The 19,513-nt window shown below is 66.8% G+C and carries 26 protein-coding genes, 18 tRNA genes and 1 other RNA gene; 8 read left to right on the top strand and 37 right to left on the bottom strand.

Features of this window, described 5'->3' with window-relative positions; genetic code table 11:
• Window positions 1–53: 53 nt before the first annotated feature.
• The 8 genes from GH736_RS05200 to GH736_RS05165 form a co-directional block, all read right to left on the bottom strand.
• Window positions 54–464, bottom strand: a complete 411-nt coding sequence (locus GH736_RS05200) for a hypothetical protein (protein WP_159600886.1) — start codon at window positions 462–464, stop codon at window positions 54–56.
• Between the two features lie 105 nt (window positions 465–569).
• Window positions 570–645, bottom strand: a tRNA-Glu gene (locus GH736_RS05195).
• 25 nt (window positions 646–670) lie between these two features.
• Window positions 671–745: transfer RNA gene (locus tag GH736_RS05190), tRNA-Met, on the bottom strand.
• Between the two features lie 2 nt (window positions 746–747).
• Window positions 748–824 (bottom strand) — tRNA-Leu (locus tag GH736_RS05185).
• A 25-nt stretch (window positions 825–849) separates the two neighbouring features.
• Window positions 850–935, bottom strand: a tRNA-Leu gene (locus GH736_RS05180).
• A gap of 46 nt (window positions 936–981) precedes the next feature.
• Window positions 982–1,743, bottom strand: a complete 762-nt coding sequence (locus GH736_RS05175; protein WP_159600884.1) for a hypothetical protein — start codon at window positions 1,741–1,743, stop codon at window positions 982–984.
• A gap of 19 nt (window positions 1,744–1,762) precedes the next feature.
• Window positions 1,763–1,966, bottom strand: a complete 204-nt coding sequence (locus tag GH736_RS05170) for a hypothetical protein (RefSeq protein ID WP_159600882.1) — start codon at window positions 1,964–1,966, stop codon at window positions 1,763–1,765.
• Between the two features lie 47 nt (window positions 1,967–2,013).
• A complete protein-coding gene (locus GH736_RS05165) occupies window positions 2,014–2,490 on the bottom strand; it encodes a hypothetical protein (RefSeq protein ID WP_159600880.1) in 477 nt (158 codons plus the stop codon).
• A gap of 142 nt (window positions 2,491–2,632) precedes the next feature.
• On the opposite strand from GH736_RS05165, the gene GH736_RS05160 reads away from it, so the two are divergent.
• Window positions 2,633–3,328, top strand: coding sequence for a hypothetical protein (locus GH736_RS05160; RefSeq protein ID WP_159600878.1), 696 nt, complete (start codon window positions 2,633–2,635; stop codon window positions 3,326–3,328).
• 145 nt (window positions 3,329–3,473) lie between these two features.
• Here the strand turns inward: GH736_RS05160 and GH736_RS05155 are convergent.
• From GH736_RS05155 to GH736_RS05095, 13 genes are all read right to left on the bottom strand, one after another.
• A tRNA-Ser gene (locus GH736_RS05155) sits at window positions 3,474–3,562 on the bottom strand.
• Window positions 3,563–3,569: 7 nt separating this feature from the next.
• A tRNA-Ser gene (locus GH736_RS05150) sits at window positions 3,570–3,657 on the bottom strand.
• 84 nt (window positions 3,658–3,741) lie between these two features.
• Complete coding sequence (locus GH736_RS05145; RefSeq protein WP_159600876.1) at window positions 3,742–4,071, bottom strand: hypothetical protein; 330 nt, start codon at window positions 4,069–4,071, stop codon at window positions 3,742–3,744.
• Between the two features lie 86 nt (window positions 4,072–4,157).
• Window positions 4,158–4,248 (bottom strand) — tRNA-Ser (locus GH736_RS05140).
• 130 nt (window positions 4,249–4,378) lie between these two features.
• A tRNA-Ala gene (locus tag GH736_RS05135) sits at window positions 4,379–4,451 on the bottom strand.
• Between the two features lie 28 nt (window positions 4,452–4,479).
• Window positions 4,480–4,872: a transfer-messenger RNA gene (gene ssrA, locus GH736_RS05130) on the bottom strand.
• A gap of 236 nt (window positions 4,873–5,108) precedes the next feature.
• Window positions 5,109–5,191, bottom strand: a tRNA-Asn gene (locus GH736_RS05125).
• A gap of 83 nt (window positions 5,192–5,274) precedes the next feature.
• A tRNA-Asn gene (locus GH736_RS05120) sits at window positions 5,275–5,347 on the bottom strand.
• Window positions 5,348–5,447: 100 nt separating this feature from the next.
• Window positions 5,448–6,128, bottom strand: a complete 681-nt coding sequence (locus GH736_RS05115) for a hypothetical protein (protein ID WP_159600874.1) — start codon at window positions 6,126–6,128, stop codon at window positions 5,448–5,450.
• A 113-nt stretch (window positions 6,129–6,241) separates the two neighbouring features.
• Window positions 6,242–6,607, bottom strand: a complete 366-nt coding sequence (locus GH736_RS05110; RefSeq protein WP_159600872.1) for a DUF2510 domain-containing protein — start codon at window positions 6,605–6,607, stop codon at window positions 6,242–6,244.
• Window positions 6,608–6,658: 51 nt separating this feature from the next.
• Window positions 6,659–7,396 carry a hypothetical protein gene (locus GH736_RS05105; RefSeq protein ID WP_159600870.1) on the bottom strand — a complete coding sequence of 246 codons (738 nt, stop codon included), beginning with the start codon at window positions 7,394–7,396 and terminating at the stop codon, window positions 6,659–6,661.
• A 37-nt stretch (window positions 7,397–7,433) separates the two neighbouring features.
• A complete protein-coding gene (locus tag GH736_RS05100) occupies window positions 7,434–7,616 on the bottom strand; it encodes a hypothetical protein (RefSeq protein WP_159600868.1) in 183 nt (60 codons plus the stop codon).
• Window positions 7,617–7,660: 44 nt separating this feature from the next.
• Window positions 7,661–7,743, bottom strand: a tRNA-Leu gene (locus GH736_RS05095).
• A gap of 136 nt (window positions 7,744–7,879) precedes the next feature.
• Here GH736_RS05095 and GH736_RS05090 point away from each other — a divergent pair.
• Window positions 7,880–8,461 (top strand): hypothetical protein, encoded by a 582-nt coding sequence (locus GH736_RS05090; protein ID WP_159600866.1) that lies wholly within the window; start codon window positions 7,880–7,882, stop codon window positions 8,459–8,461.
• A 1-nt stretch (window position 8,462) separates the two neighbouring features.
• On the opposite strand, the gene GH736_RS05085 is transcribed toward GH736_RS05090, so the two are convergent.
• Window positions 8,463–8,539, bottom strand: a tRNA-Ile gene (locus GH736_RS05085).
• A 71-nt stretch (window positions 8,540–8,610) separates the two neighbouring features.
• Between GH736_RS05085 and GH736_RS05080 the strand changes: the two genes are divergently transcribed.
• On the top strand, window positions 8,611–8,862 hold the full coding sequence (locus tag GH736_RS05080; protein ID WP_159600864.1) for a hypothetical protein: 252 nt from the start codon (window positions 8,611–8,613) through the stop codon (window positions 8,860–8,862).
• A 7-nt stretch (window positions 8,863–8,869) separates the two neighbouring features.
• Here the strand turns inward: GH736_RS05080 and GH736_RS05075 are convergent.
• The 12 genes from GH736_RS05075 to GH736_RS05020 form a co-directional block, all read right to left on the bottom strand.
• Window positions 8,870–8,962: transfer RNA gene (locus GH736_RS05075), tRNA-Ser, on the bottom strand.
• A gap of 306 nt (window positions 8,963–9,268) precedes the next feature.
• Window positions 9,269–9,341: transfer RNA gene (locus GH736_RS05070), tRNA-Phe, on the bottom strand.
• Between the two features lie 150 nt (window positions 9,342–9,491).
• Window positions 9,492–9,564, bottom strand: a tRNA-Asp gene (locus GH736_RS05065).
• A gap of 68 nt (window positions 9,565–9,632) precedes the next feature.
• Window positions 9,633–9,779: a hypothetical protein gene (locus tag GH736_RS05060; RefSeq protein WP_159600862.1), complete on the bottom strand. Its 147-nt coding sequence runs from the start codon at window positions 9,777–9,779 to the stop codon at window positions 9,633–9,635.
• A gap of 42 nt (window positions 9,780–9,821) precedes the next feature.
• Window positions 9,822–9,896 (bottom strand) — tRNA-Lys (locus GH736_RS05055).
• A gap of 190 nt (window positions 9,897–10,086) precedes the next feature.
• A tRNA-Tyr gene (locus GH736_RS05050) sits at window positions 10,087–10,168 on the bottom strand.
• 204 nt (window positions 10,169–10,372) lie between these two features.
• Window positions 10,373–10,445: transfer RNA gene (locus GH736_RS05045), tRNA-Trp, on the bottom strand.
• Window positions 10,446–10,549: 104 nt separating this feature from the next.
• On the bottom strand, window positions 10,550–10,687 hold the full coding sequence (locus tag GH736_RS05040) for a hypothetical protein (protein WP_159600860.1): 138 nt from the start codon (window positions 10,685–10,687) through the stop codon (window positions 10,550–10,552).
• A 188-nt stretch (window positions 10,688–10,875) separates the two neighbouring features.
• Window positions 10,876–11,196, bottom strand: a complete 321-nt coding sequence (locus GH736_RS05035) for a hypothetical protein (RefSeq protein WP_159600858.1) — start codon at window positions 11,194–11,196, stop codon at window positions 10,876–10,878.
• A complete protein-coding gene (locus GH736_RS05030; RefSeq protein ID WP_159600856.1) occupies window positions 11,193–11,543 on the bottom strand; it encodes a hypothetical protein in 351 nt (116 codons plus the stop codon). Before GH736_RS05030 ends, GH736_RS05035 begins: the two co-directional genes overlap by 4 nt.
• Window positions 11,544–11,626: 83 nt before the next feature.
• Window positions 11,627–12,481: a hypothetical protein gene (locus GH736_RS05025; RefSeq protein WP_159600854.1), complete on the bottom strand. Its 855-nt coding sequence runs from the start codon at window positions 12,479–12,481 to the stop codon at window positions 11,627–11,629.
• Between the two features lie 5 nt (window positions 12,482–12,486).
• A complete protein-coding gene (locus tag GH736_RS05020; RefSeq protein WP_159600852.1) occupies window positions 12,487–14,238 on the bottom strand; it encodes a helicase-related protein in 1,752 nt (583 codons plus the stop codon).
• Between the two features lie 154 nt (window positions 14,239–14,392).
• Between GH736_RS05020 and GH736_RS05015 the strand changes: the two genes are divergently transcribed.
• Window positions 14,393–15,526 carry a hypothetical protein gene (locus tag GH736_RS05015; protein ID WP_159600850.1) on the top strand — a complete coding sequence of 378 codons (1,134 nt, stop codon included), beginning with the start codon at window positions 14,393–14,395 and terminating at the stop codon, window positions 15,524–15,526.
• 31 nt (window positions 15,527–15,557) lie between these two features.
• Here the strand turns inward: GH736_RS05015 and GH736_RS05010 are convergent, their stop codons facing one another.
• From GH736_RS05010 to GH736_RS05000, 3 genes are read right to left on the bottom strand one after another with little or no spacing between them, the layout of a single operon-like run.
• On the bottom strand, window positions 15,558–16,166 hold the full coding sequence (locus tag GH736_RS05010) for a hypothetical protein (protein ID WP_159600848.1): 609 nt from the start codon (window positions 16,164–16,166) through the stop codon (window positions 15,558–15,560).
• A gap of 2 nt (window positions 16,167–16,168) precedes the next feature.
• Entirely contained in the window at window positions 16,169–16,657 is a 489-nt protein-coding gene (locus tag GH736_RS05005; RefSeq protein WP_159600846.1) for a hypothetical protein, read from the bottom strand.
• Window positions 16,654–17,358 carry a hypothetical protein gene (locus GH736_RS05000; protein ID WP_159600844.1) on the bottom strand — a complete coding sequence of 235 codons (705 nt, stop codon included), beginning with the start codon at window positions 17,356–17,358 and terminating at the stop codon, window positions 16,654–16,656. The genes GH736_RS05005 and GH736_RS05000 overlap by 4 nt, the downstream gene beginning before the upstream one ends.
• Before the next feature lie 249 nt (window positions 17,359–17,607).
• Here GH736_RS05000 and GH736_RS04995 point away from each other — a divergent pair, with 249 nt between their 5' ends.
• The 4 genes from GH736_RS04995 to GH736_RS04980 all read left to right on the top strand — a co-directional run.
• On the top strand, window positions 17,608–17,838 hold the full coding sequence (locus tag GH736_RS04995) for a hypothetical protein (RefSeq protein WP_159600842.1): 231 nt from the start codon (window positions 17,608–17,610) through the stop codon (window positions 17,836–17,838).
• 28 nt (window positions 17,839–17,866) lie between these two features.
• Window positions 17,867–18,220, top strand: a complete 354-nt coding sequence (locus GH736_RS04990) for a hypothetical protein (protein ID WP_159600840.1) — start codon at window positions 17,867–17,869, stop codon at window positions 18,218–18,220.
• A gap of 131 nt (window positions 18,221–18,351) precedes the next feature.
• Window positions 18,352–18,792 (top strand): LexA family protein, encoded by a 441-nt coding sequence (locus GH736_RS04985; protein ID WP_159600838.1) that lies wholly within the window; start codon window positions 18,352–18,354, stop codon window positions 18,790–18,792.
• A 9-nt stretch (window positions 18,793–18,801) separates the two neighbouring features.
• Window positions 18,802–19,513 (top strand): Y-family DNA polymerase (locus GH736_RS04980; RefSeq protein WP_162529545.1); only part of this gene is annotated, 712 nt, incomplete at its 3' end.

The raw sequence follows: 19,513 nt of genomic DNA, 5'->3' as shown, positions 1-19,513 counted from the left end.
GTGCGCGACGGTCACTAAGACTCGGCGCTCGGTGCCATGCACGTGCTTCCTCTCTAGTCGGCCCACCATCCGTAGACGGTGTGGCGGCGTTGCTGGTTGATCAGGTGTGAGTCGTCTACCTCATGCGCGGCGCGACGCAACTTCACCAGTTCGCGGAGGTCGTCGCGGTTGCCGGCACGGTTGCCGGCACGGTCATGACCGAAGCCGGCGCGGCCGCCGTTCCGTGGCCGTTTCCAGCCCCAGCAGGCGTCGTACGTCCAGTGGACGGTCGAGGCCAGGATGGGGCGGCAGCGGCGGTACTCGTACCGGTCGTGCTCCTCGTGCGCGTCGCACGGTGTGAACCCGGCCGCGCGGTTCTCGCGGCGTCCGTAGCTCCAGCCGCCGCAACGGTGGCGGTAGCCGACGATGTTCTCCGGGCGGTTCAGCAGAACCCAGAGCGGCGTGTCCTTCTCAGTGCGAGCCATTCGGGCTCCCCCGTTTCCGGACCGTCATGCCCCGCGGCTACGGGGTCTCGGATGACGGTCACCTACAGGTCGTGGGTGCTCACGATGAGGTTCCTTTCGTTGTGCTGGTGACCCCAACGGGATTTGAACCCGTGCTGACGCCGTGAAAGGGCGCTGTCCTAGGCCGCTAGACGATGGGGCCGGTCGGTTGGTACATGCGCGGGACTTGGTCGCGGCCCCGAGTATCGATCTCGGCGCCTCCGGAGTATGAAACCGGCGCTCTGCCACTGAGCTAGGCCGCGGTTGGTGCCCATCCCGGGGTTCGAACCCGGAACCTCCCCGTGTTGAGCGGGTCGCCTCTGCCGATTGGGCTAGACGGGCGTGCGCGTTCGCGTGAACGCATGGGTGCCCACCCCGGGATTTGAACCCGGACGCCGCTTTCGCGACACTGGCCTCTCAGACCAGCGTGTCTACCTGTTTCACCAGGCGGGCGGGTGCCGGCAAGCGCTGCCGGCGGACCCGCCGCTGCGGTGGCGGGTCAGAGTGTGAAGCCGTACCAGGGACCGCCGTGGCGGCTGTCCGGTTCCTGCTTGAGGTATCGCATGCCGAACCGGTCGAGTGCGATGGAGTGTTCGGTGAGCTCCTCCTGGAACTCCTCGTTGTCTTCGTCTTCGCCGTCGTAGACGATGTTGCCGTCTGCGTCGAGGACGCGTCGGACCTGGTATTGGACCTCGCCGTCGTCTTCGAGGCTGTTGTAGATCTCGACGTCCTTGGCGGTCGGGTACCGCTCGAGGAGCAGCGCGGTGACGCCCTGCTTGCCGAGCTCGATCTCGAGCCGTTCCAGTCGCTGCTTCGCGTCGAAGACCCCCTCCCAGCTCGCGGTGATGGCGGTGAGGTCCCGGCGGATCGTGCCGGCGACGGGCTGGAGGGCGCCGGCGGCGCGTCGGGTATCGAAGTAGTCGTCGAGGGTGTCGGTGTTCAGGTCGAGCGTGTACGGGCCCGCCCACGGCTTGAGGAGCCCTGTGGTGATGGCTTCGTCGACGAGCCAGTCGTGGTCTGCGGCGCCGCGGTCGATGTCGTCGACGGCGTGGGTGTCGAGGAGCGGACGGAGGTCGACGTCGATGACGTCCAGTTCGACGGCGTTGTCGTTGATCCACATCTGTCGGCGGAACTTCGCGACAGCTGGCGTGGCGGGGCCTTCGAGCTTGATCTGCGCTGCGGTGGGGTCTGCGGCGCGGAACTGGCCGGCGTTGCCTGCCTGGCCGCGGGGATGCTGGGTTTCGTCGAACTGAGTGGTCATGGGGTTCTAGGTGTGCGGCTCACCAGCCTGGCGGGACGATCCGATACGCGGAAACACACCATTCGGCGCCGGTGTCCGCGGATCTGACGGGGACGACACCGCCGTCGGTTCGGATCGCGCCGATCTGTTCCGGCGTCAGCACGGAGGTGACCGCCACCCGTGAACCCATGAGCTCGTAGACGATCGTGTCGTCGATCGGTTCGATCGGCGCGGTGTCCTGCACATGGCCTCCAACGGCTCGTCTGCCGCGAAGGTCATGCGCGGGACCGGTCACACGAGCGGCCAGCAGCCGTTGTTGCTCGTGCCGAACTGCTCGTCGAGCGCCGTGGCGTCGGACTCGAACGGGGCAAGGTACCCGTCTGTCAGCTCGCGGCACTCCTTCGGGAGTGCCACCTTGTTGCCGTACCGGTCCTTCACGAGAAACACGGCCCGGGTGAGGGTGCCGCCGCCCGTGTAGTACTCCTCCCAGTTGTCGTCGACGATCTGGATGGACGTGGCCTGCGGAAGGAACTCGCGGATGATCGCCGGCACCGCGTCCCGGAGGAGCTGCGCGTCTGCGGCTTCGATCTCCGTGCGGGCGGCGTCCAGCTGCTTGCGACGAGCGGCGAACGCCGCGAACTGAGTCTCCGTCTGGCCGGTGGGCGCCTCGAGCGAAATCTCCGAGGCGCGGGCGACGGACGGGGAGAACTCCCCCGGGTTGGCCGGGTTTCCGCCGCGCGGGTGCTGGCTGGGATTGAACTGGTTCATGGCTTCCTTCTCCGTCTGCTCACCATGTGCCGGAGGTCCCCGGCGTCGGTATCGGTCAAGCAAGTAGGTGGGCGGCGGAATCCCCCGAACGGGGGCGCGCTGAGGGCGATTTCCGGGTTTCGCGACTGGCTACCCTAATGGGATGACCGACCCGACCCAACGTCCAGCACTGCTGCAGGACGCGAAGGCTGCGATCGCATACGAGCGCTGGCTGGCGGCGAACGGCTTCACCGACTCGGACTTGAACGCCTGGCGATTCGCCGCGGAAGCTGGGACCCCCGAACCGAACTCCTCCTACTCGAGCACGGCGGATGCGCCGGAGCGCAAGCCCCGGGTTCGTTGGTGGATTCCCGTCGCCATCGTTGCGGGCAGCCTCGCCGCGGTCGCCGCCTTCGCCGTCTTCGCGGTCACGTCGGCGCATCACTGGACCAAGGTGGACATCGCCGAGTCCTCACACATCGAGCAGGTCCCCGACGGCACATGGCACGTCTCGATGGACGACAAGAACCCGTGCTACGTCGGGCAAGCGTGGATCGACTGCATCAACGAGCACGTCAATGACTGGAACTACTCGTGCGCGGAGCTCAGCCTCGACCAGTTCTCCAAGGGCCTTTGTGACAGGCACTACGACATGACCCAGAAGATGAAGGCGGACGGAGCCAGCAACGAATGGGCGATCGTCGAAACCCTCGGCGGCTGGGGCCGGCTCTCGAGAAGCGAGAACACCGACAGTGTGAAGGTCATTGATCAGCCTGAGGTGTCTCATGAGGCGGTCTGCTACCTCGGCTTCCTCGGTGAGTGTGAACCGCAGCCGGAGGAGGCACCGCCGAACTCGTGAGCTGCGCGCGGCGGAGCGCCTAACGGGATTCGAACAGCTCCCCGACCTGGAATCGAACCAGGGCACCCTTGCGGGCACGCGGACCAGAGCCGCGCCGGCCATGCCAACAGACCATCGGGGATCAGCGCACCTGCAGTGCGCGGAGCGGATCGTGCAGGATTCGAACCTGCGGTGCGGGCTGCCCCGCACGCCTGGTTAGCAACCAGGTGCTTTCGGCCCCTCAGCCAACGATCCAGGATTGCGGAGCCGACAGGGTTCGAACCTGCGAGACGCTTTCACGTCTTCCGCCTGTCCAAGGCGGCGCCTTCAGCCATCTCAGCCACGGCTCCCGATCCCCCGACCGACGCGAGCCACAAGGGCGCGCACGGTCGAGGCTTCGCCTTCCGGGCATGCCGAAAGACGGTCTCCTCCTGTCAGAGGGCGGTGCGGAACGTCTCGGTGAGCGCGTCGTGCTCCGCTCCGGTGAGCTCGTCACGGAACTGGTCCGCGAGGATCGCCCAGCGGGCTGCAGCGGCGGCGCGGTCGCGGCCGCCGAAGAAGCCGACCTGCTCCATGCGGGCGTGGATCCGTCCGGCGACGACGGAGGACGCGTGAGCGAACCCGTCGAGGCGGGTGAGCTTGATGCGGGCTGCGATCAGGTCGCGGCTCTTCCCCTGGCGGGCGGAGGCTGCGCCGGCTGCGGCGAGCTGCTCGAAGTCGGTTGCGGTGAAGTCGTCGATGGTGGGTGCGGTGAGGGTCGACATGGTCGTCCTTCCTTTCGTGTTGGGGCGCCGGTTCGGCGCGGTGGCTGCCAGCCCTGGCTGAGATTCGGCCTGGGTGGCTGATTGCGCGGCGAGGGTGGGATTTGAACCCACGGAACGGTTTGACCCGCTCGGCTGCTTTCGAAGCAACTGCACTCGGCCGGACTATGCGACCTCGCCCTTGGGGCACGGCCCGATCACCGGCTCCGTGCAGCCTGACGGCGGTTCCCGGTGATCATCCGGGCTGCCGTCACCACGATTTGCGCATGACCGGCTGGGCCGGCAGAGGCGTGTGGGGTGTATTTCTTCGTGGACAAGGTCGGATTTGAACCGACAACCGTCTCCGTGCAAAGGAGCTGCTCTACCGTTGGAGCTACATGCCCGAGGGTGGTTTGTACCACCTTTTGTACCGAGTGGAGACGCCGGGATTCGAACCCGGGTCCATCGCGGTCAATCGGAGCCTTCTACGTGCGTAGTTCATCGTCGGCTGCTTCTCGGCCCTGGTCGCTGCGATGAACAGCACGACCGCCTGGCCTATCCACTTCTTCACCCTCGGAGAGGCTGTGGCCGCGCTCCGGTTCGGGTTGACCTTTGCTGACGTCGACCGCCCTGGCTGTCAACCAGTGTCCTGCGGGCGGTGCGACGGACTCGCCGTGAGTCTCGCTGCGGTTAGGCGGCGAGGGCGTAGTCGGACTGGGTGCGAGTGGCATCCATTGGTGCAGCGTCTGATTTGCGAGGTGGCGCTGCGATCCTCGGCACGCTTCTCTTCGAAGCAACCGGCGATGTCGAAACCAAAACATCCCCGTTGGTGGGAAGCGCCGGTTCGCTACGCGGGCCCGGCGGGGCCTCGATAGAGCCTGTCGTGTGCAGGCGAGCCTTCCCATGCTCTCCACGACCGCTTCCCGTCATCCGGGCCGTTCGCACGCACCGTCTGACGCTTCCTCTATGTGCGCGGCGGCCTGCCGGCTGCCACGGTTGTGGGATCCGGAGCTTCTCAGCTTTCGGACGACACGTACATGCGCGGGCGGTGCCCGTTTCCGCTCCCCAGGCTGGGTTCGAACCAACATGCTCTTGCGAGCGGCGGATTAACAGTCCGCTGGGCTGCCAATTGCCCAACTGGGGATCGAGACGGCCGGCAGATGCCGTAGCAATCAAAGTGCCGGCCCGACCGCCGGTCCGGGGTGCGCCCAGAGCGACGATCGTTTGCTCCCCCGCCTGGTCTCGATCCAGGGACCTTCGCCTTAACAGGGCGCCGCTCTGCCAACTGAGCTACAGGGGATCAACGCCCGGAAAGCCGGGCGAAATTGGGACATGCGGCGATTCCGCCGCGGTGTGCGGGGCGGTTCGAAGCGTGAACTCCGACCGCCCCGCAGAAGCCGCTACGCGGCGAGGACGACCACGAACGACTCCACCGGAGCCTTCGCCTTGATCGTGATGACGTCGACGGTGCCGGCCACCTTGACGGTGCGGTCCGCGTCGACGGGGCGGGCGACCTTGACGAGGGCAGCGTTGCCGTCCTTGCCGACGACCGCGCGGACCTCGAGCTCGGTGTACGACGTCTCGCCGCTGTTGACGAGCTCGACGGCGGTGCGCTTGGCGTCGGTGACCTTCTCGAAGCCGTCCGCGATCGGGTCGGCCACGCCGGTGGCGTAGATCGCGAACGTCTTTGTCGCCTTGCCGGTCGCGGCGACCGAGGCGGCGCGGCGGAGCTTCACGGCGGCGAACTCGATGGTGTCGACGTCGACGATCTTCCCGGCGAACTTCGCCTGGATGGCGGCGATGATCTCCGCCTTGACGTTGTCGTCACCGCCGGCGAACGCGACAGCCTTCGCCTCGGACACCTCGACGGCGAACTTCGAGTTCTTGCGGACGACGTGCGAGTCCGCGGCGATCGGGGTGACACCGGCTGGGGTGTCGATGCCTGCCGGCTGCGACGGGTTCACCGGGACGCCGCGGTCGCGGAGTCCCTCGACGATGCGCTCGAACGCGGCCTCGATGGCCTGCTCGGCGTTCTGGATCTGCTCGTCCTTCAGGACGACGGTGGTTGCACTGGTGCCCAAGGGGGCTCTCTTTCTACTCGGTCACGCCTCGCGGGGCCGCGCCGGGGGTCGGGACGGTCGAGACGCAGTGAGTACATGCGCGGGATCCGGCGTCAGTGCCTGGTGGGCGAGGTTCAGCTGGTGATCAGTCGCCACAGTTGCGCGAAGATGAGCCCAGCGAGGCTTATCCCAACACCCCACCATCCGAGCTGCAGGCCGACGCCATCCCGGTTCCTGGCGTTGTTGACGCCGAAGACGGACAGGATCAGCCCGACGACTGCGATGGCTGTCGCTTGGTTGGAGGCGATGAAGCTGCCGGCAGCGACGATCGAGACGATGAATCCCGCAATCGCGAACCCGTTGCTGGCCGGCTTTGCGGGGGTGATGGTGGCTGGTGACGGCGGTGCCCAGTCCGAACCGGTCCACCATCTGGATGCGCCTGGGCGTTGAGGGTCCGGATACCATCCGGCGGGAGGCAGGGACGTGTTCGGGTCACTCATCGCCGCAGTATGGCAGCGCTCGGGCAGCGGCTGCCATCCCGCAACGTGGGGTCAGTGGTGGTACCAGAGGACGCATTCCCACTCGTCGATCCGGGCGTTCTGTTTCACGGTGCGCACGTCGACGGTGCCGGTGACCTTCACGGTTCGGTTCTTGTCCACCGGGCGTGCGATGACGGCGAGGGCGGCGTTGCCGTCGCGGGTGATGCGGGCGCGGACCTCGAGCGTCTTGTAGGTGCTTGCGTTCATGAGGTCGACACCGGCGGCTTTCGCTGCGGCGATGGACTCGAAGTCGCGCGCGACGACCGCTTCGTAGCGGTTCTCGCGGGTCTCGACGAGGTCGTACACGGTGGTGAGCTTCCCGTCCGTCGTCTTCGCGACCGCCTTCCGTTGCTTCGGCGGCGTGAACCTCACCGTCTGCGGGTCGATGAACTGGCCGGGGAACTGCGCGTCGATCTTCGCCCAGAACGCCCTGTCGGCCGGCCATTCCTTCGCCAGGAAGCTGGCGAGCTCCGGCTCGGTCAGCTCGACGGTGAACTTCCGGGAGGTCGTGATGACATCCTCGGGGTTTGCGATCGGGAAGATCGCGCCGACCTCGCTCGGCTTGTGGTCCAGGTCGACGTGGTGTCCGGCAGGCTGGGTCGGGTAGACGTCGAAACCGTACGAGCGGAGGCTCGCGTATCGGCTCTCCCGCTCGTCATGCCACCTGTCCACTGCCGCTTCCCAGACGTTCTTCGCGGTCGGATGCTGTCCGTCGTTGCGGACGACGATGGTCTCGCTGAACGTGCCCATGCGGGTTCTCCTTCTTCTCGGAGAGACCATGCGCGGGCTACGACGCGTCCGGGACCTCTTCGAAGTCCGCGGACAGCCGCGCCGAGGTGGTGATGAGCGGGCCGCCGGCGGACTGCTTCAGCATCACGTGCGGGAAGCGTGCGACCAGGCGGAACATGACGCCGTCCGATTTCCGGCGGTACGGCGTGCCGGTGACAAGGGCGGACTGTGGGTTGGGCATGGGATCTCCGTTCCGTTCGGCTCGGGTGTGTCATGCGCGTTCGGTGCCCGCCCCGGGATTTGAACCCGGACGCCCTTTCGGACACTGGCACCTGAGGCCAGCGCGTCTGCCGTTCCGCCAGACGGGCATGCTCACCGCGCGGACAGGTGGGCGCTCGATCACCTGTCCGCCGCTGCTCTCCGGGCGCCGTACCGGAGCACTAAATCTGTGATCTCCCCGCACACTCACCAGTGGTCAGACGAGACGAACTTCGGGAGGTCATCATGTCGGCAGGTAAGCGAGCCGTCATCGGCGGCCGAGAGGTTGTCATCGCCGACGACGGCACCGTCCGCGGTGGTGCCGGCACGAACGGCGGCCGGATCGCGTTGAACACCGCCTCCGACATCACCATCACCGTGCCCTCCCCTGCCGACCTGGTCGCACAAGCCGTCGACCAGCACGGCTGGTGGGACGGGGATTGGGAGACCTACCTCATCCCGATCGAAGCGTTCGGGGTGAAAGGAGGCGGACCGTCCGAACAGGCGGACGCGACCTACCTGCTCGAGCTGAAAGACGCCGGCATGATCGGGTTCCCTGAACCGGAGAACATGCCGATCGACCGGATCGACGGGACCGTGCAGTCGGAGCTTCGAGCGGACGCGCTCGCCTGGTACGTGAACCACGACAAGTGGGACCAGACCACCTGGGATGACGAGGTTTCGTTCTACGGCGCCGCGGGCCCACTCGCGATCGAAACCCGCGACGGACGGGTCGTCATCCTCGACGGATGCCACCGGTACGTTGCCGCGAAGCTGCGCGGAGATCGGACCCTGCGACTGCAGGTGCTGCGCCGGCCGGCAGCGTGAATGGTGGTCGATCCCGGACTTGAACCGGGGACCTCCGCCTTATCAGGGCGGCGCTCTGACCTGCTGAGCTAATCGACCGTCGGTGCGATGCACGACCAGCGGCCGCACACATCGGAGACGGACCCCACCGCACCACAAAAGGGATCCGCATGTACGACACGACCGCCGACAAGGCAGGACGAGCCGAAAGGTTCGAGGAATGGCTCCGCGAAGGACAGGAGCAAGGGTTCGTCGGCCCAGCCGTCTGCTGCACCCACGACTCCGTCCCCACCACCGAAGCGGAGGACGACGAATGGGAGGACGGCGACGACATCTGCATCCACATCCTCCGCCTGTACGCCGACATCGAAACGAAATCGGCGGTCGAAGCGAATCACGCACCGTCCGTCTGGCGGGCCTAACCGCGGCTGGCGGAGCGACTGGGATTCGAACCCAGGAGACGGCTCAGCACCGCCCACTCGTTTTCAAGACGAGCGCACTCGGCCACTATGCGACCGCTCCGGGGGCGCACACGGCGGGGTCCGCCCTGAGAAGGAGGGCGGACCGCGCACCGTGGCGGATGCGGCAGCTTTGCTCGGACTCACCAGGCGGGCCACTGCATGAAACCGCTCAGCCGTCTTACTTCGTCCGGGGCAGATGACGGCGAACAGACTCCCGGATACGACTTGGGGCTCCGATGCCGGCCGTGGCCTGCGGCACCTACCTCTACGCTTCCCGCTCGGAGCTAGACGGGACCCAAAGTTGGGGTGCGCGGCGGTGATCGAAACCGCACCGGTGGCCTGCCGGTAGTCCATCATTCGCGCTCCGTGCCCCCGACTGGTGTTGATCCAGTGGCCTCGCGCTTTTCAAGCGCGCGCTCTCCCAACTGAGCTACAAGGGCGGATTCGGCAGGTTCGGCGTGTTCACAAGGGTGGACGCTGCGTAACGCCACCCACTCGTCTACACCACAGCCCCAATTGGAGCTGCCGGGGCCAACAATCCCGGGATTCCTGTCCTGCCTGAGCCTCCCAGACGCCTCCGGTTGGCTTTGCGACCCTGACCGGTTTTGATCCGGCTACCCCCACATCGACAGTGTGGTGCTCTCCCAATTGAGCTACAGGGCCCTGCTTCGAGCCCGCCGATCTCTCGACGTCCCGAACGCGTTCATGCGCGGGCTCGGCCCGCGGACCGGTCAGCGGTAGTCGCTGACCGCCCTCGACTTGGCTGCGCTGCGGGTCCTCGCACGCTTCGACCGCTTGTCGGCGTGGCTGCCGGCGGCGCTCGAGCGGCGGAGTTCCCGCATCGCCTGGGCGTACTCCGGGTTGGAGTGCTTGGTCATCGGTTTCTCCTTCTTCTCGACCAGATCATGCGCGGGAAGGGTTGGTGCCCCCGACAGGACTCGAACCTGCGTCCACTGGTTAAGAGCCAGTTGCTAGACCATCTCAGCTACGGAGGCGTAAGCGCTGGTTTCGGTGCGCTACGCCGCCCCTTCACGTCCTTCCGGGGAGAAGCAGCTCCTGTTCAGCGGTCATCCGCGTCCACCTCCCGCACGGGTACCGAGGCGGGATTGCGGTCCCGTGATCCTCGGCTGGTGATCTGCGCGGTTTCAGTGCGTCGGCTTTGCGGGCGTCTGCTTCCGTGCTCGGTGGATGGTGAGGGATTTGAACCCCCGTGGAACTAGTCTCGCGATCTACAGTCGCGCGCATTCGGCCGCTCTGCCAACCATCCAAGTCCTCGAGCGCGGCCACGGCTGATGCCGGCCTGCGTTACGCAGCGGCCGGGTGCGCGGCCGCGCTCAAGGGGTGCCGGAGTTTGGCCCCGGGCGCTGCTGGTGCAACGTCCGGCCTCCGGCTTGTCTTCATCCACTGTGGAGTTCTCAACGGGCTTTGCGGGCCCTACCATCCCGTCCCCTACATCAGAGGAGGATCGCGGCAGGGGTGACAGGACTTGAACCTGCAACCTGCGGTTTTGGAGACCGCTGCTCTTCCAGTTGAGCTACACCCCCTAGGTGTTCGTGCGTGTTGAGTTGTGCGGGTTAAACGACTGAGGGAGCCACCTGGGCTTCCGCCTCCTGGTGACTCCCTCGAAGTTTCGAGTGTGGCTGTGCCACTACATGTGAGTCACCGTTCCGGCGTCGTCCGACTTCAGCTGGTAGCCGAAGGTGGACGTCGGCCATCCGAGCGCGGAGGCGCGACGAATCGCGGCGCTGGGGCCGTGATTCTCGTGCTGGAACATGGTGGGTGCCACGTTCTCTCCTTCGTTCGGTGGCCGGTTGGCCTTGGTGTGCTCGGGGCTGTTGCCCTCCGCAGTTGTACCATGCGCGGGAACCGTGTGGTTCGAGCGCTTGGCGGCTGTCGGAGTGTTTCTCTCCGGCAGGTGACTCATGCGCGGGTTGCCCCGCTTGTACGGTTTCCCGTCCGGGAAGGTACAGCCGCTTATCTTGTCAGGATATTCCCAGCGAATGCAAGGATTTTCTTTGCACCTGATGAGAGGCGGTTTTCCGATGGGGTTCCTGCGCGCCGGACGATGACGGCCCGGGCGAACGGAACGTGCAACTCCCCGAGGTCCGTGTCGACGATCATCATGTTCGGGCGGTGCGGGGACGGGTGGACTCGGTCGGCGATGAGTTCTGCGCCGTGCCTGCTGATCAGCGTGTCGCCGATCCGGATGCCGTCACCGCGGACCTGCTGGAGGACGCCGATCGCGCCGGTCTGCGGGTACCGGCCACCGTTGAAGGACCGGTCAGTGGCGCTCAACGGAAGCCTCCGCCGACGCCGAAACGCTTCGCGACGTCGAGCGCTTCGCGGGCGCTGAGAGCGCCTGGGATGCGGCCGCGTCGGATCTGGTCGGCGCGTCGGTCGTCGCGGATGGCCCGTTCGAGCGCGCCGGCGAGTCGGGTGATGTCGGTACCGGCGATCACCCCGTCGCAGACCTCGAGCAGGCGCAGCGCGGTGCGGGCGTCGTGCGACTGGCTGGACTGCAGCTGCCGTGCGAGGGCTCCGCGGTGCCATTCCTGGACGGTGACTACCCCGTCGTTCAGCTCTGTGCGGGCGCCGGGGGCGTAGTCGTTGATGAGGCGCACGAGGCGAACTGAGTAGTCCATGTGGCTCTCCCTTCCGGAGAGTTCATGCGCGGTGACGTGGGGTGGCAGGCGACGGCCCGGGCAGCGGCCCGCCGCCTGGACGTTTACCGCTCGGCCCAGCGGCGCAGCGCGCGCAGCCAGTCGCCGTGCTCGTCTTCGCCTTCCTGGGTGTCGAGGAGCTTGTCGATGCTGGAGATGAGGGTGACCCGGTCGACGTAGCCCTTGCGGTAGAGGTCACGGATGTCTGAGGCGTACCGGTAGAACTTGCCGCTCCAGTTGATCCTGGCCGCGTCGTCGATGCTCTTCGCGATCGCGCCGGCGATGCGGTCGTCGATTTTGCCGTTGTCGACAGCGGCGTCGATGTCGCCCCAGGGGACGTCGGCGGCCGCTGCACCCCAAGTGTCGGTGACGACGACGGTTTCCAGGTGCTCTGCGACGAGCCGTTCGAGGGTCTCCTCGCCGTCGGTGCCGGAGTCGATCTCGTTCCACAGCTGCACAAGGTTCGTCTCGTCCCAGAGGCGCTGCAGTGCTCGCTCCTCCGTCATGGTCGCGGAGAGGTCTTCGAGAGAGGCGGTGTAGTCGTACACGGTGTCTTCGGGGGTGCGGTCCGGGTCGATGTCGTACCGGTCGCGGAGGAACCAGTCGATCGCGTGGCGGTGCTTCATCGCCCAGGCGTGCTTGTCGCCGACGTCGTCCGGTGCGAACCATTCGATGTCGACCATCTGGTCCGCTTCGAGCACCCACGCGCGGTCTTCGAATCGGAGCCGCGCGGTCTGGATGGGGCTGTCCGGGTTGCGGGGCCCGAGCTCGATGTTCATGCCTTCGCGAGGGTCGATGCGGGTTCCGAGGATGCCAGCGTCCGCGCGGGTGAGCGGCTTCGTGCCGAACGTGCCTGGCCGGTTGATGTGGCCGTAACGGTTGGCGGTGCGCCCGTCGGCGCGGTTCTGGTTGGTGGTCATGCCGCCTATGTGCGCGGCGTGGGCGTGCTCGATGCCGCCTTCCGGGTGCTGCGGCGCTTGGCAGGTCGCAGCTTCCGCCCGAGGCGTTTGGTGATCGCCTGGGACGCGGTTCGTTCGAGCTCGGCGGCGTCGTCCCACAGAAACGAGAGCAGGTCCGGGAAGGACCGGGCGAGCATCATGAGGTCGCGGGAGGTCGCGGCTGCCTGTTCGGCGTCCTCGAGGGATCCGCTGGCGAGGGTCCGGACTTCGGTGAGGAGGTCCGCACCGGATCTCGCCGCGGCGCCCTGACCGGCCGTGAGGGCGTCGATCAGCACCCGGTACGCAGGGCTTTCCGTGTTCACGGGCACCGCGACCGCCTGCCAGAGGGTGACGCCGTCGACGTTCCAGCCGCGGGAGAAGCCGTGCTCGATGGGGAGTTTCGCAAGCCGGCACGCCTGCTCGTACCTTGTGACGAGGGCGTTGACGGGGAGCGGTTCGACCCCGGGACGGTGTGCGAGAAGTTCCGTGGCTCGTTCACCCCACGCGGCGATCGCGCGTCCGAGGTCGCCGGGTTCTGGGCTTCCGAGGTCGGCGAAGGTGGGGCGGAGCTTCCCTTCGGTGACGTGGAGCCCGTCGCTGGCGCGGCCGGCTGCCGCTTCGGTGCCGTCCCGGACGACTCGTTTGTCGGCGCCGTACCCGCCGCTTGGTCGGAGTGCGCGGACGGTCCCTCCGGAGGTCAGCCCGTACCGGCCGGCTCGGCCGGCGATCTGCGCCGCCTCCCAGGTGAGGAGCGGCCGGACTTGGTTGCCGTCGAACTTCGTCGTCTCGGCGAAGATGACGTGCTCGGCGGGGACGTTGATGCCGTGCCCGATGACGTCGGTGGTGACCATGACGTCGAGGTGCCCGTCGATGAACGCGTCGATCTGGGCGGCGCGGGTCTCCGGGGGCAGGGCGCCGTAGAGGACGCCGACGCGGCGGCCGTGACGGGTGAGGGTGCCGGCGAGCTCGAGGACGGCGCGGCGGGAGAACGCGACGAGGAGCGACCGGTCTGGGATGTCGGAGATGGAGGTCTGCCCGGCGTAGTGAAGCGGGGCGAGACGGTCGTGGTACTGGACGGTGAGGTTGTCCACGTCGGCGAGGACTGCTCGCAGGAACGGTTCGGCGCCGCGGTTCGCGGCGACTTCGATGAGGTCGTAGTCGCCGCCGAGGAGGAGCCTGGTCCACGCGTACCCGCGGTCCGGGTCGGCGGCCCAGTGGGCTTCGTCGACGACGAGGGTGTCTCCCGCCATCGGTGCCATCTCGACGGTGCAGCAGATGATCGGGGCGTCCGGGCTGATGGACTCCTCCCCGGTGATGAGCCCCACCCCGTCGGCTCCGACGAGCGCGACGAGCTTCTGGTACGCCTCGCGTGCGAGCATCCGGAGCGGCGCCGCGTACGTCCCGGTGCGGGATCCGGCGAGGCGATGGAGCGCGTCGTACGTCTTCCCGGAGTTGGTTGGGCCGAGGTGAAGGACAGCCGTTGCTGGCTTCTGCCCGCGTGCACGGACGTTGACGGTGACCGCCTCAGCGACCGCGTCAGCGCGAGCTTTCGCCTGCTTCTTCGATACGGCAGGGCCGAACGCGATCGCTCCTCGGAGTCTCGGGATGTGCCGCGAGTCGATGAACTGGGCGCCGCCTGCGCTGCTTACGTGCGCGCGGACGGCGCGGGCGTTCGCGAGGAGGTCGGTGTGCTTGACGCCGAGGTCGGCTGCGAGCTCATGAACGTCGACGAGAGGCATGCACCATTCATGCGCGGGCAGGTCGGCAAGCGATTTCTCACGTCATTAATGAGAAATACTCGGAAAACTTGCGAGAAACGCTGGACCGACACCCAAGCGGAGGGCCAAAGTGGGTTTCGGGCTGGCGCCCGTCAGCCAGATCCGAGGTAACACCATGACAGCAGTAGAGGGCGAGATCGATAGCGCCCTGAGCAGAGCCGGAGCAGACCAAGGTCATCAAGCCTTCCAGGAATTCCTACTGGCAGGCGAACGGTACACCGTCGGAGATCTCGCCAGAAACGGTGCAGAGAAGCGCTTCGCGGCGTTCTTCAACAACCTCCCGAAGGACCAGCAGACGTCGATCCACGGATACTTCCGCCGGCAATCTCTGCTCGACCTCTCCCAGCGGGTGGCGGTACTCGGTCCGTACACCAAGATCCCAATTTCCACGCCGCTCGATAGGGCCAGCTTCCGCGCGCTCAGGAAGTTGCCCGCCCCGGTCCGGTCCACCCTCGACTCGTTGACGGAAAGCCCTCGCGGCCGCACCCTCGCCCGATTCAAGAGGGTGCAAGGCGCCATCGTCGACGACGAAATCCAGAAAGTTGGGCCGAACCAGCTTCCCAAGGTCAAGCATGTTGACCTGCTCTTCCAGTCGGTGCTCGTCGAAGAGTCCAACGATGACTCCATCTTCACGGCAGCGACCGACACCGTTCACCTCGCCGTGGTCGCAATCAATGACATCGGCAAGGTCACACCCTTCTACACGAAGTTCGGAAGCATCAAGGAGGGCACAACGAAGAAGGACCCCGACAAGACGATCGGCACGGTCGACATCGAGGGCACGGACGGAGTCTTCCCGAGAGCGGTGTCGTTCCAGGTGACGGCCATCGAGAAGGACAGCGGCGGCACATACAACGACTTCATGGACGAAGCCAGCGAATACCTGCAGGAGAAGGTCACCGACGAGCTGATCGCAGCTGGGATCGTGGCCGCAGGCGGGGCCATCGGAGTCACCGTCCCCGCACCGGTCGCCCTGTACATCGCAGGATACGTGGAGTCGTGGGTGGATGACCTCATCGAATGGTTCTTCGACCTCTTCGAGAACAACGACGACATCATCGGAGAACGGACGAAGTCGGTGACCCTTCCGGACCTTGAGTTCGAAATCCACGAGCGGCGCTGGCCCATCTTCACGAACACCATCCAAGGGGACGGGAAAGGCACCCCGCTGAAGGGCAGTACCTTCTACTGGACGTTCGCCGGCAGCGGCGCCCGATGGAAGACGGAGATGAACATCCAGCTGCGCTGACCGGACGTGAACTCGCGGGCTCACCCTGCGGTCAGGCCCAGCGGCCCTTCTTCGCCGGGCGAGCGTGCCTCGCCGGGTTGTTCGCGGCGAGCTGCGCCACCCGTTCGAGCGGGTCGTTCATCAGCTGCTCGAGGATCTCAGGCGTCGCGTTCGCATGGCAGGCGACCGCTTCACGGATCGGCCAGTACGGGTCGCGGCACGCGAACTCGAGCACAACAGCCGGCGTGGCCGGGTGGCCGACGAACAACGCCTGATACTCGGGCGGTGCTTCCTTCGACAGGTACGCACGGCGGAGCACGTACTCGGAGGTGTTCTGGTGGTACGCGACCGCACGGGCGACCCCGGGCTGCTCGGCAGAGACCCGCCACACCTCGTTGATCACGTCTTCGGATGCGTGCGGATTGTGGGCGAGGTACATGTGCGTTGCCGGCTCGTCGTAGGCGAGTTTCAGGAGCAACTCCTGGTCGGAAGAGAACTGCGCAAGCTCTTCGACGCCGCCGTAGGACACGTCGATGATCCCGAGCAGGTCGGCCTGCTCCGCCGGCGTCTGCGATCGCCCACGGAACGCTCCGCGGTTGAACACGGAACGGTGGCCGGTCTTCGTCGACACGGCCGTCTGGTTTCCTCGCTGTGCGGGCATGGCTATTGGGTGTGCGGCAGCCCGAGCCGGCGCCGGTACTCGTGCTTGGCGTGCAGCGCGATGGTCTGGTCTGAGGAGTGACGGGCGTCTGCGATCAAACGGATCGGGGTGTTCTGGTGAGCGAGGACCCGAATGTCCGGCCCGTCACCGCGCATCCAGATGTGCCGGAGCACATCCGCTGGGGTGGCCGGGTTCAGGACCAGGTAGCGGTGCGCGTTCGCGTTCGTAGCCCAGGCGCGGATGAGGCTGACGTCGTTGGTGCGTTGCGCTGGACGCCAGCTGGTTTCCAGCCCGTCCTGGTTGCTGAACCACGGCTTCTCCGGCGGGATCGCGGGCGGTCCGGCGAACGCCGACGGGTCGTACAGGTCCGCGTCGCTCGGGCCGTCGTCGGGCACCGGCGCCGAGTCGAGCGTCACCTCTGAGCTGGTGTGAGCATGACGGCGGAACCGGCCGATCCGGTCGCGGAGACGCGCGGCGGCGTTCACGGTCACCCCTGGCTGTGGAGCTTGCCGTCGTCGCCGACGTACACGAACACGCCGCCGGCGGGCCGGGCCATGTCGGCGAGGTGCTCTCCGAGCTCCCCGAGGCCGCGGTCGCGGAAGTTCACGCCGTGGCCGTTGCGGGTGAGGTTGAAGTCGTGGCCGAGGTCCGCGTAGCTGCGTCCTTCGGTCAGGTATCGCTGCACGAGGCCCCAGTTGCCGGCGACGAAGCCGTCGAGGTCTTCCTTCGCGGATGCGACCGCTTCGTCGGTGAAGTCCGCGGTGGTGCGGCCCTTGCCGAGCTCGTTGCCTTCCTCGTCGGTGGCGGTCCACAGCATCGATGCGAGGTACCCGTCGATCAGGTCGTCCCGGTCGTTGGCGGTGAGGTCGTACAGGCCGAGGCCGCGCTGCCCGTACACGTCCGCGTCGTACGCGGCGGCACCGGCAACTCGGATCTCATCGACGGTGGCGTCATCCTCCTCGACGTCGAAGGTGACGTTGCCGTCGAATGCCTGGAACTCGTACACGCCGGCGCCTTCGTCACTGGCGACGATGCGGACAGGCCCGGCTTCCTCGTCGTTGAACGAGGCGACGATCTCGCCGGGTGCCGGTGCGAACGCGAGAGCGACAGCTGCTGGGCTGTGCGTCTCGGCGGCGAACTCGCCGCCGTGCTCGCGGAGGGTGCCGTTCGGGTCGCGGAAGGTGTTGGTCATGATGACCATGTGTGCGGCCGAAACGGCGGAGGGTGTGGTCGACGTAAACTCCCCGCATGGAGGCGAACACGACCACTGAACCGGACTGCCCGAACTGCGGGACCCGGTGCGTGACAGTCCGAGGGTTGTACACCTGCCGGACCTGCAAGCTGGCGGTGCTGGACACGACGTGGGCCGCCGTTGGCTGAAGACGTCTCCCGTTGGCATCCGATCGTTTCCGCCGTTGAAGGTCCGGTTGGTACGTGGCGGATGATCGACCCGTCCGGGCGTCAGTACGGCATGATCCGCCTGGTTCGCGTCGACGGGGAGCCGAAGTACCGAGCCGAACATGAGGGCGAGCACATCGGATACGGGGCGACGCTCCGATCAGCGTGCGAACGGATCCACGAGCTCTACGTGGCAGCGCACAGCCCGGGCGGGAACACCGCGGCCAGATACCCGATCTCCACTCCCCCGAGGCCGGACGGCAACTGGGCGTGACGCGAGCGGTGCCGCGCATGTACGTGGCATGACCACCCCCGAGGAACGCCTCAACGAACGCCGCAACAAGAAGCCGCTGAGTATGACCGACATCGCCGCGCAGTCCATCACGAGGGCGGCGATCGCCGGTGTCGTCGGCGTGGGGCGCACCGTGAACGGCGCCAAGACGCTCCGCGTCGAGCGGAACACGAGCGGCGCCACCTATGTCGCTCACGCCGAGGACGAGGCCGGCACCGTCATCTGGATCGACGAGCGACTCGACTGGACGATGACCGCCATGCTCACCGCCGCCGACGTCAAGTGGTTCCCCACGGTCGGCGTGACCCCGGTGGAAGGCGACCTCCCGGAGGGCGTCGAAGCGGTCTTCACGATCACGCTCTAGTCCGGTCCGGCCTCGCGGCCTCCCTGCACCATGTGGGGAGGCCGAGGTCGCCAATGTGAGGCTCCTTCGGCGTCGCCGTTCCGGCCCGTCCGGCGTACACTCGAACACACGTTCGAACGGAGGTGCCGGGCATGCAGGTGCTCACAGTCCGGCCGGCAACCATCTCCGACGTCGTACGTTCCGGGCCGGTGTTCCTGGCGCCCATCGCCGTACCCGCCGGGTTCCCCTCCCCCGCCCAGGACTATTACAACGGCCCCATCGACCTGAACGAGCACCTGATCAACGATCCGACGTCGACGTTCATCGTCCGGGTGGCTGGGGACTCGATGATCGGCGCCGGGATCTACGACGGCGACGAAGTCATCGTCGACCGGTCGCTCACGGCGGGCGACGGAAGCGTCGTCATCGCTGTGCTCGACGGTGAGCTCACCTTGAAACGGATCCATGTTCGTCGTGACGGCCGGGTCGCCCTGCGGTCCGAGAATCCGGCGTTCCCGGACATCCCGGTGCCGGAGCTCGGCTCGCTCGAGGTGTGGGGCGTCGTCACCCGGTGCCTGCACCACGTCACCTAGGGCGGCGTCGTGCGTGATCGAGGACCGCGCCGAATCGGCCTGGTCGATGTGAACAACTTCTTCGTCTCGTGCGAGCGGGTGTTCAACCCGAAGCTTGAGGGCATCCCAGTCGTGGTGCTGTCGAACAACGACGGTTGCGTCGTCGCCCGTTCCGCAGAGGCGAAAGCTCTCGGCGTGCAGATGGGCGACCCGTGGTTCAAGCTGGAGAACCAGGCACGGGTGTGGGGGATGGTCGCGCAGAGCTCCAACTACGAGCTCTACGGCGACCTCTCAAGTCGGACGATGGAGCTGCTCGGTCGGTACAGCTACGACCTCTCCGTGTACTCGATCGATGAGGCGTTCGTCCATCTTCGCGGGTCCACGGAGGAGCTCATCCGGGCAGCCAGGGAGATGCGCGCGGCCGTGAAGAAGCATGTCGGGCTGCCCGTCTGTGTCGGCATCGCACCGTCGAAGACGCTGGCGAAGCTCGTGAACCACGGCGCGAAGAAGACGCCCGCGCTCGGGGGTGTCGGCCATTGGGATGCGTACACACCTGCGCAGCAGGACCGGATCATGGACTCGCTCGAGGTGGATGAGATCTGGGGTGTGGCCGGCCGGTTGAAGAAGCGGTTCGCGATGCTGGACATCCACACGATCCGGGATCTCCGAGACGCGGACCCGGCGCTCATCCGGAAGAAGTTCAGCGTCGTGCTGCAGCGGACCGTGTATGAGCTCCGGGGTA

It is taken from the genome of Agromyces humi (assembly GCF_009720255.1).
Taxonomy (GTDB): domain Bacteria; phylum Actinomycetota; class Actinomycetes; order Actinomycetales; family Microbacteriaceae; genus Agromyces; species Agromyces humi.
Note: the sequence above shows the minus strand (reverse complement) of the source record. Positions and strands in the feature narration are given on the sequence as shown.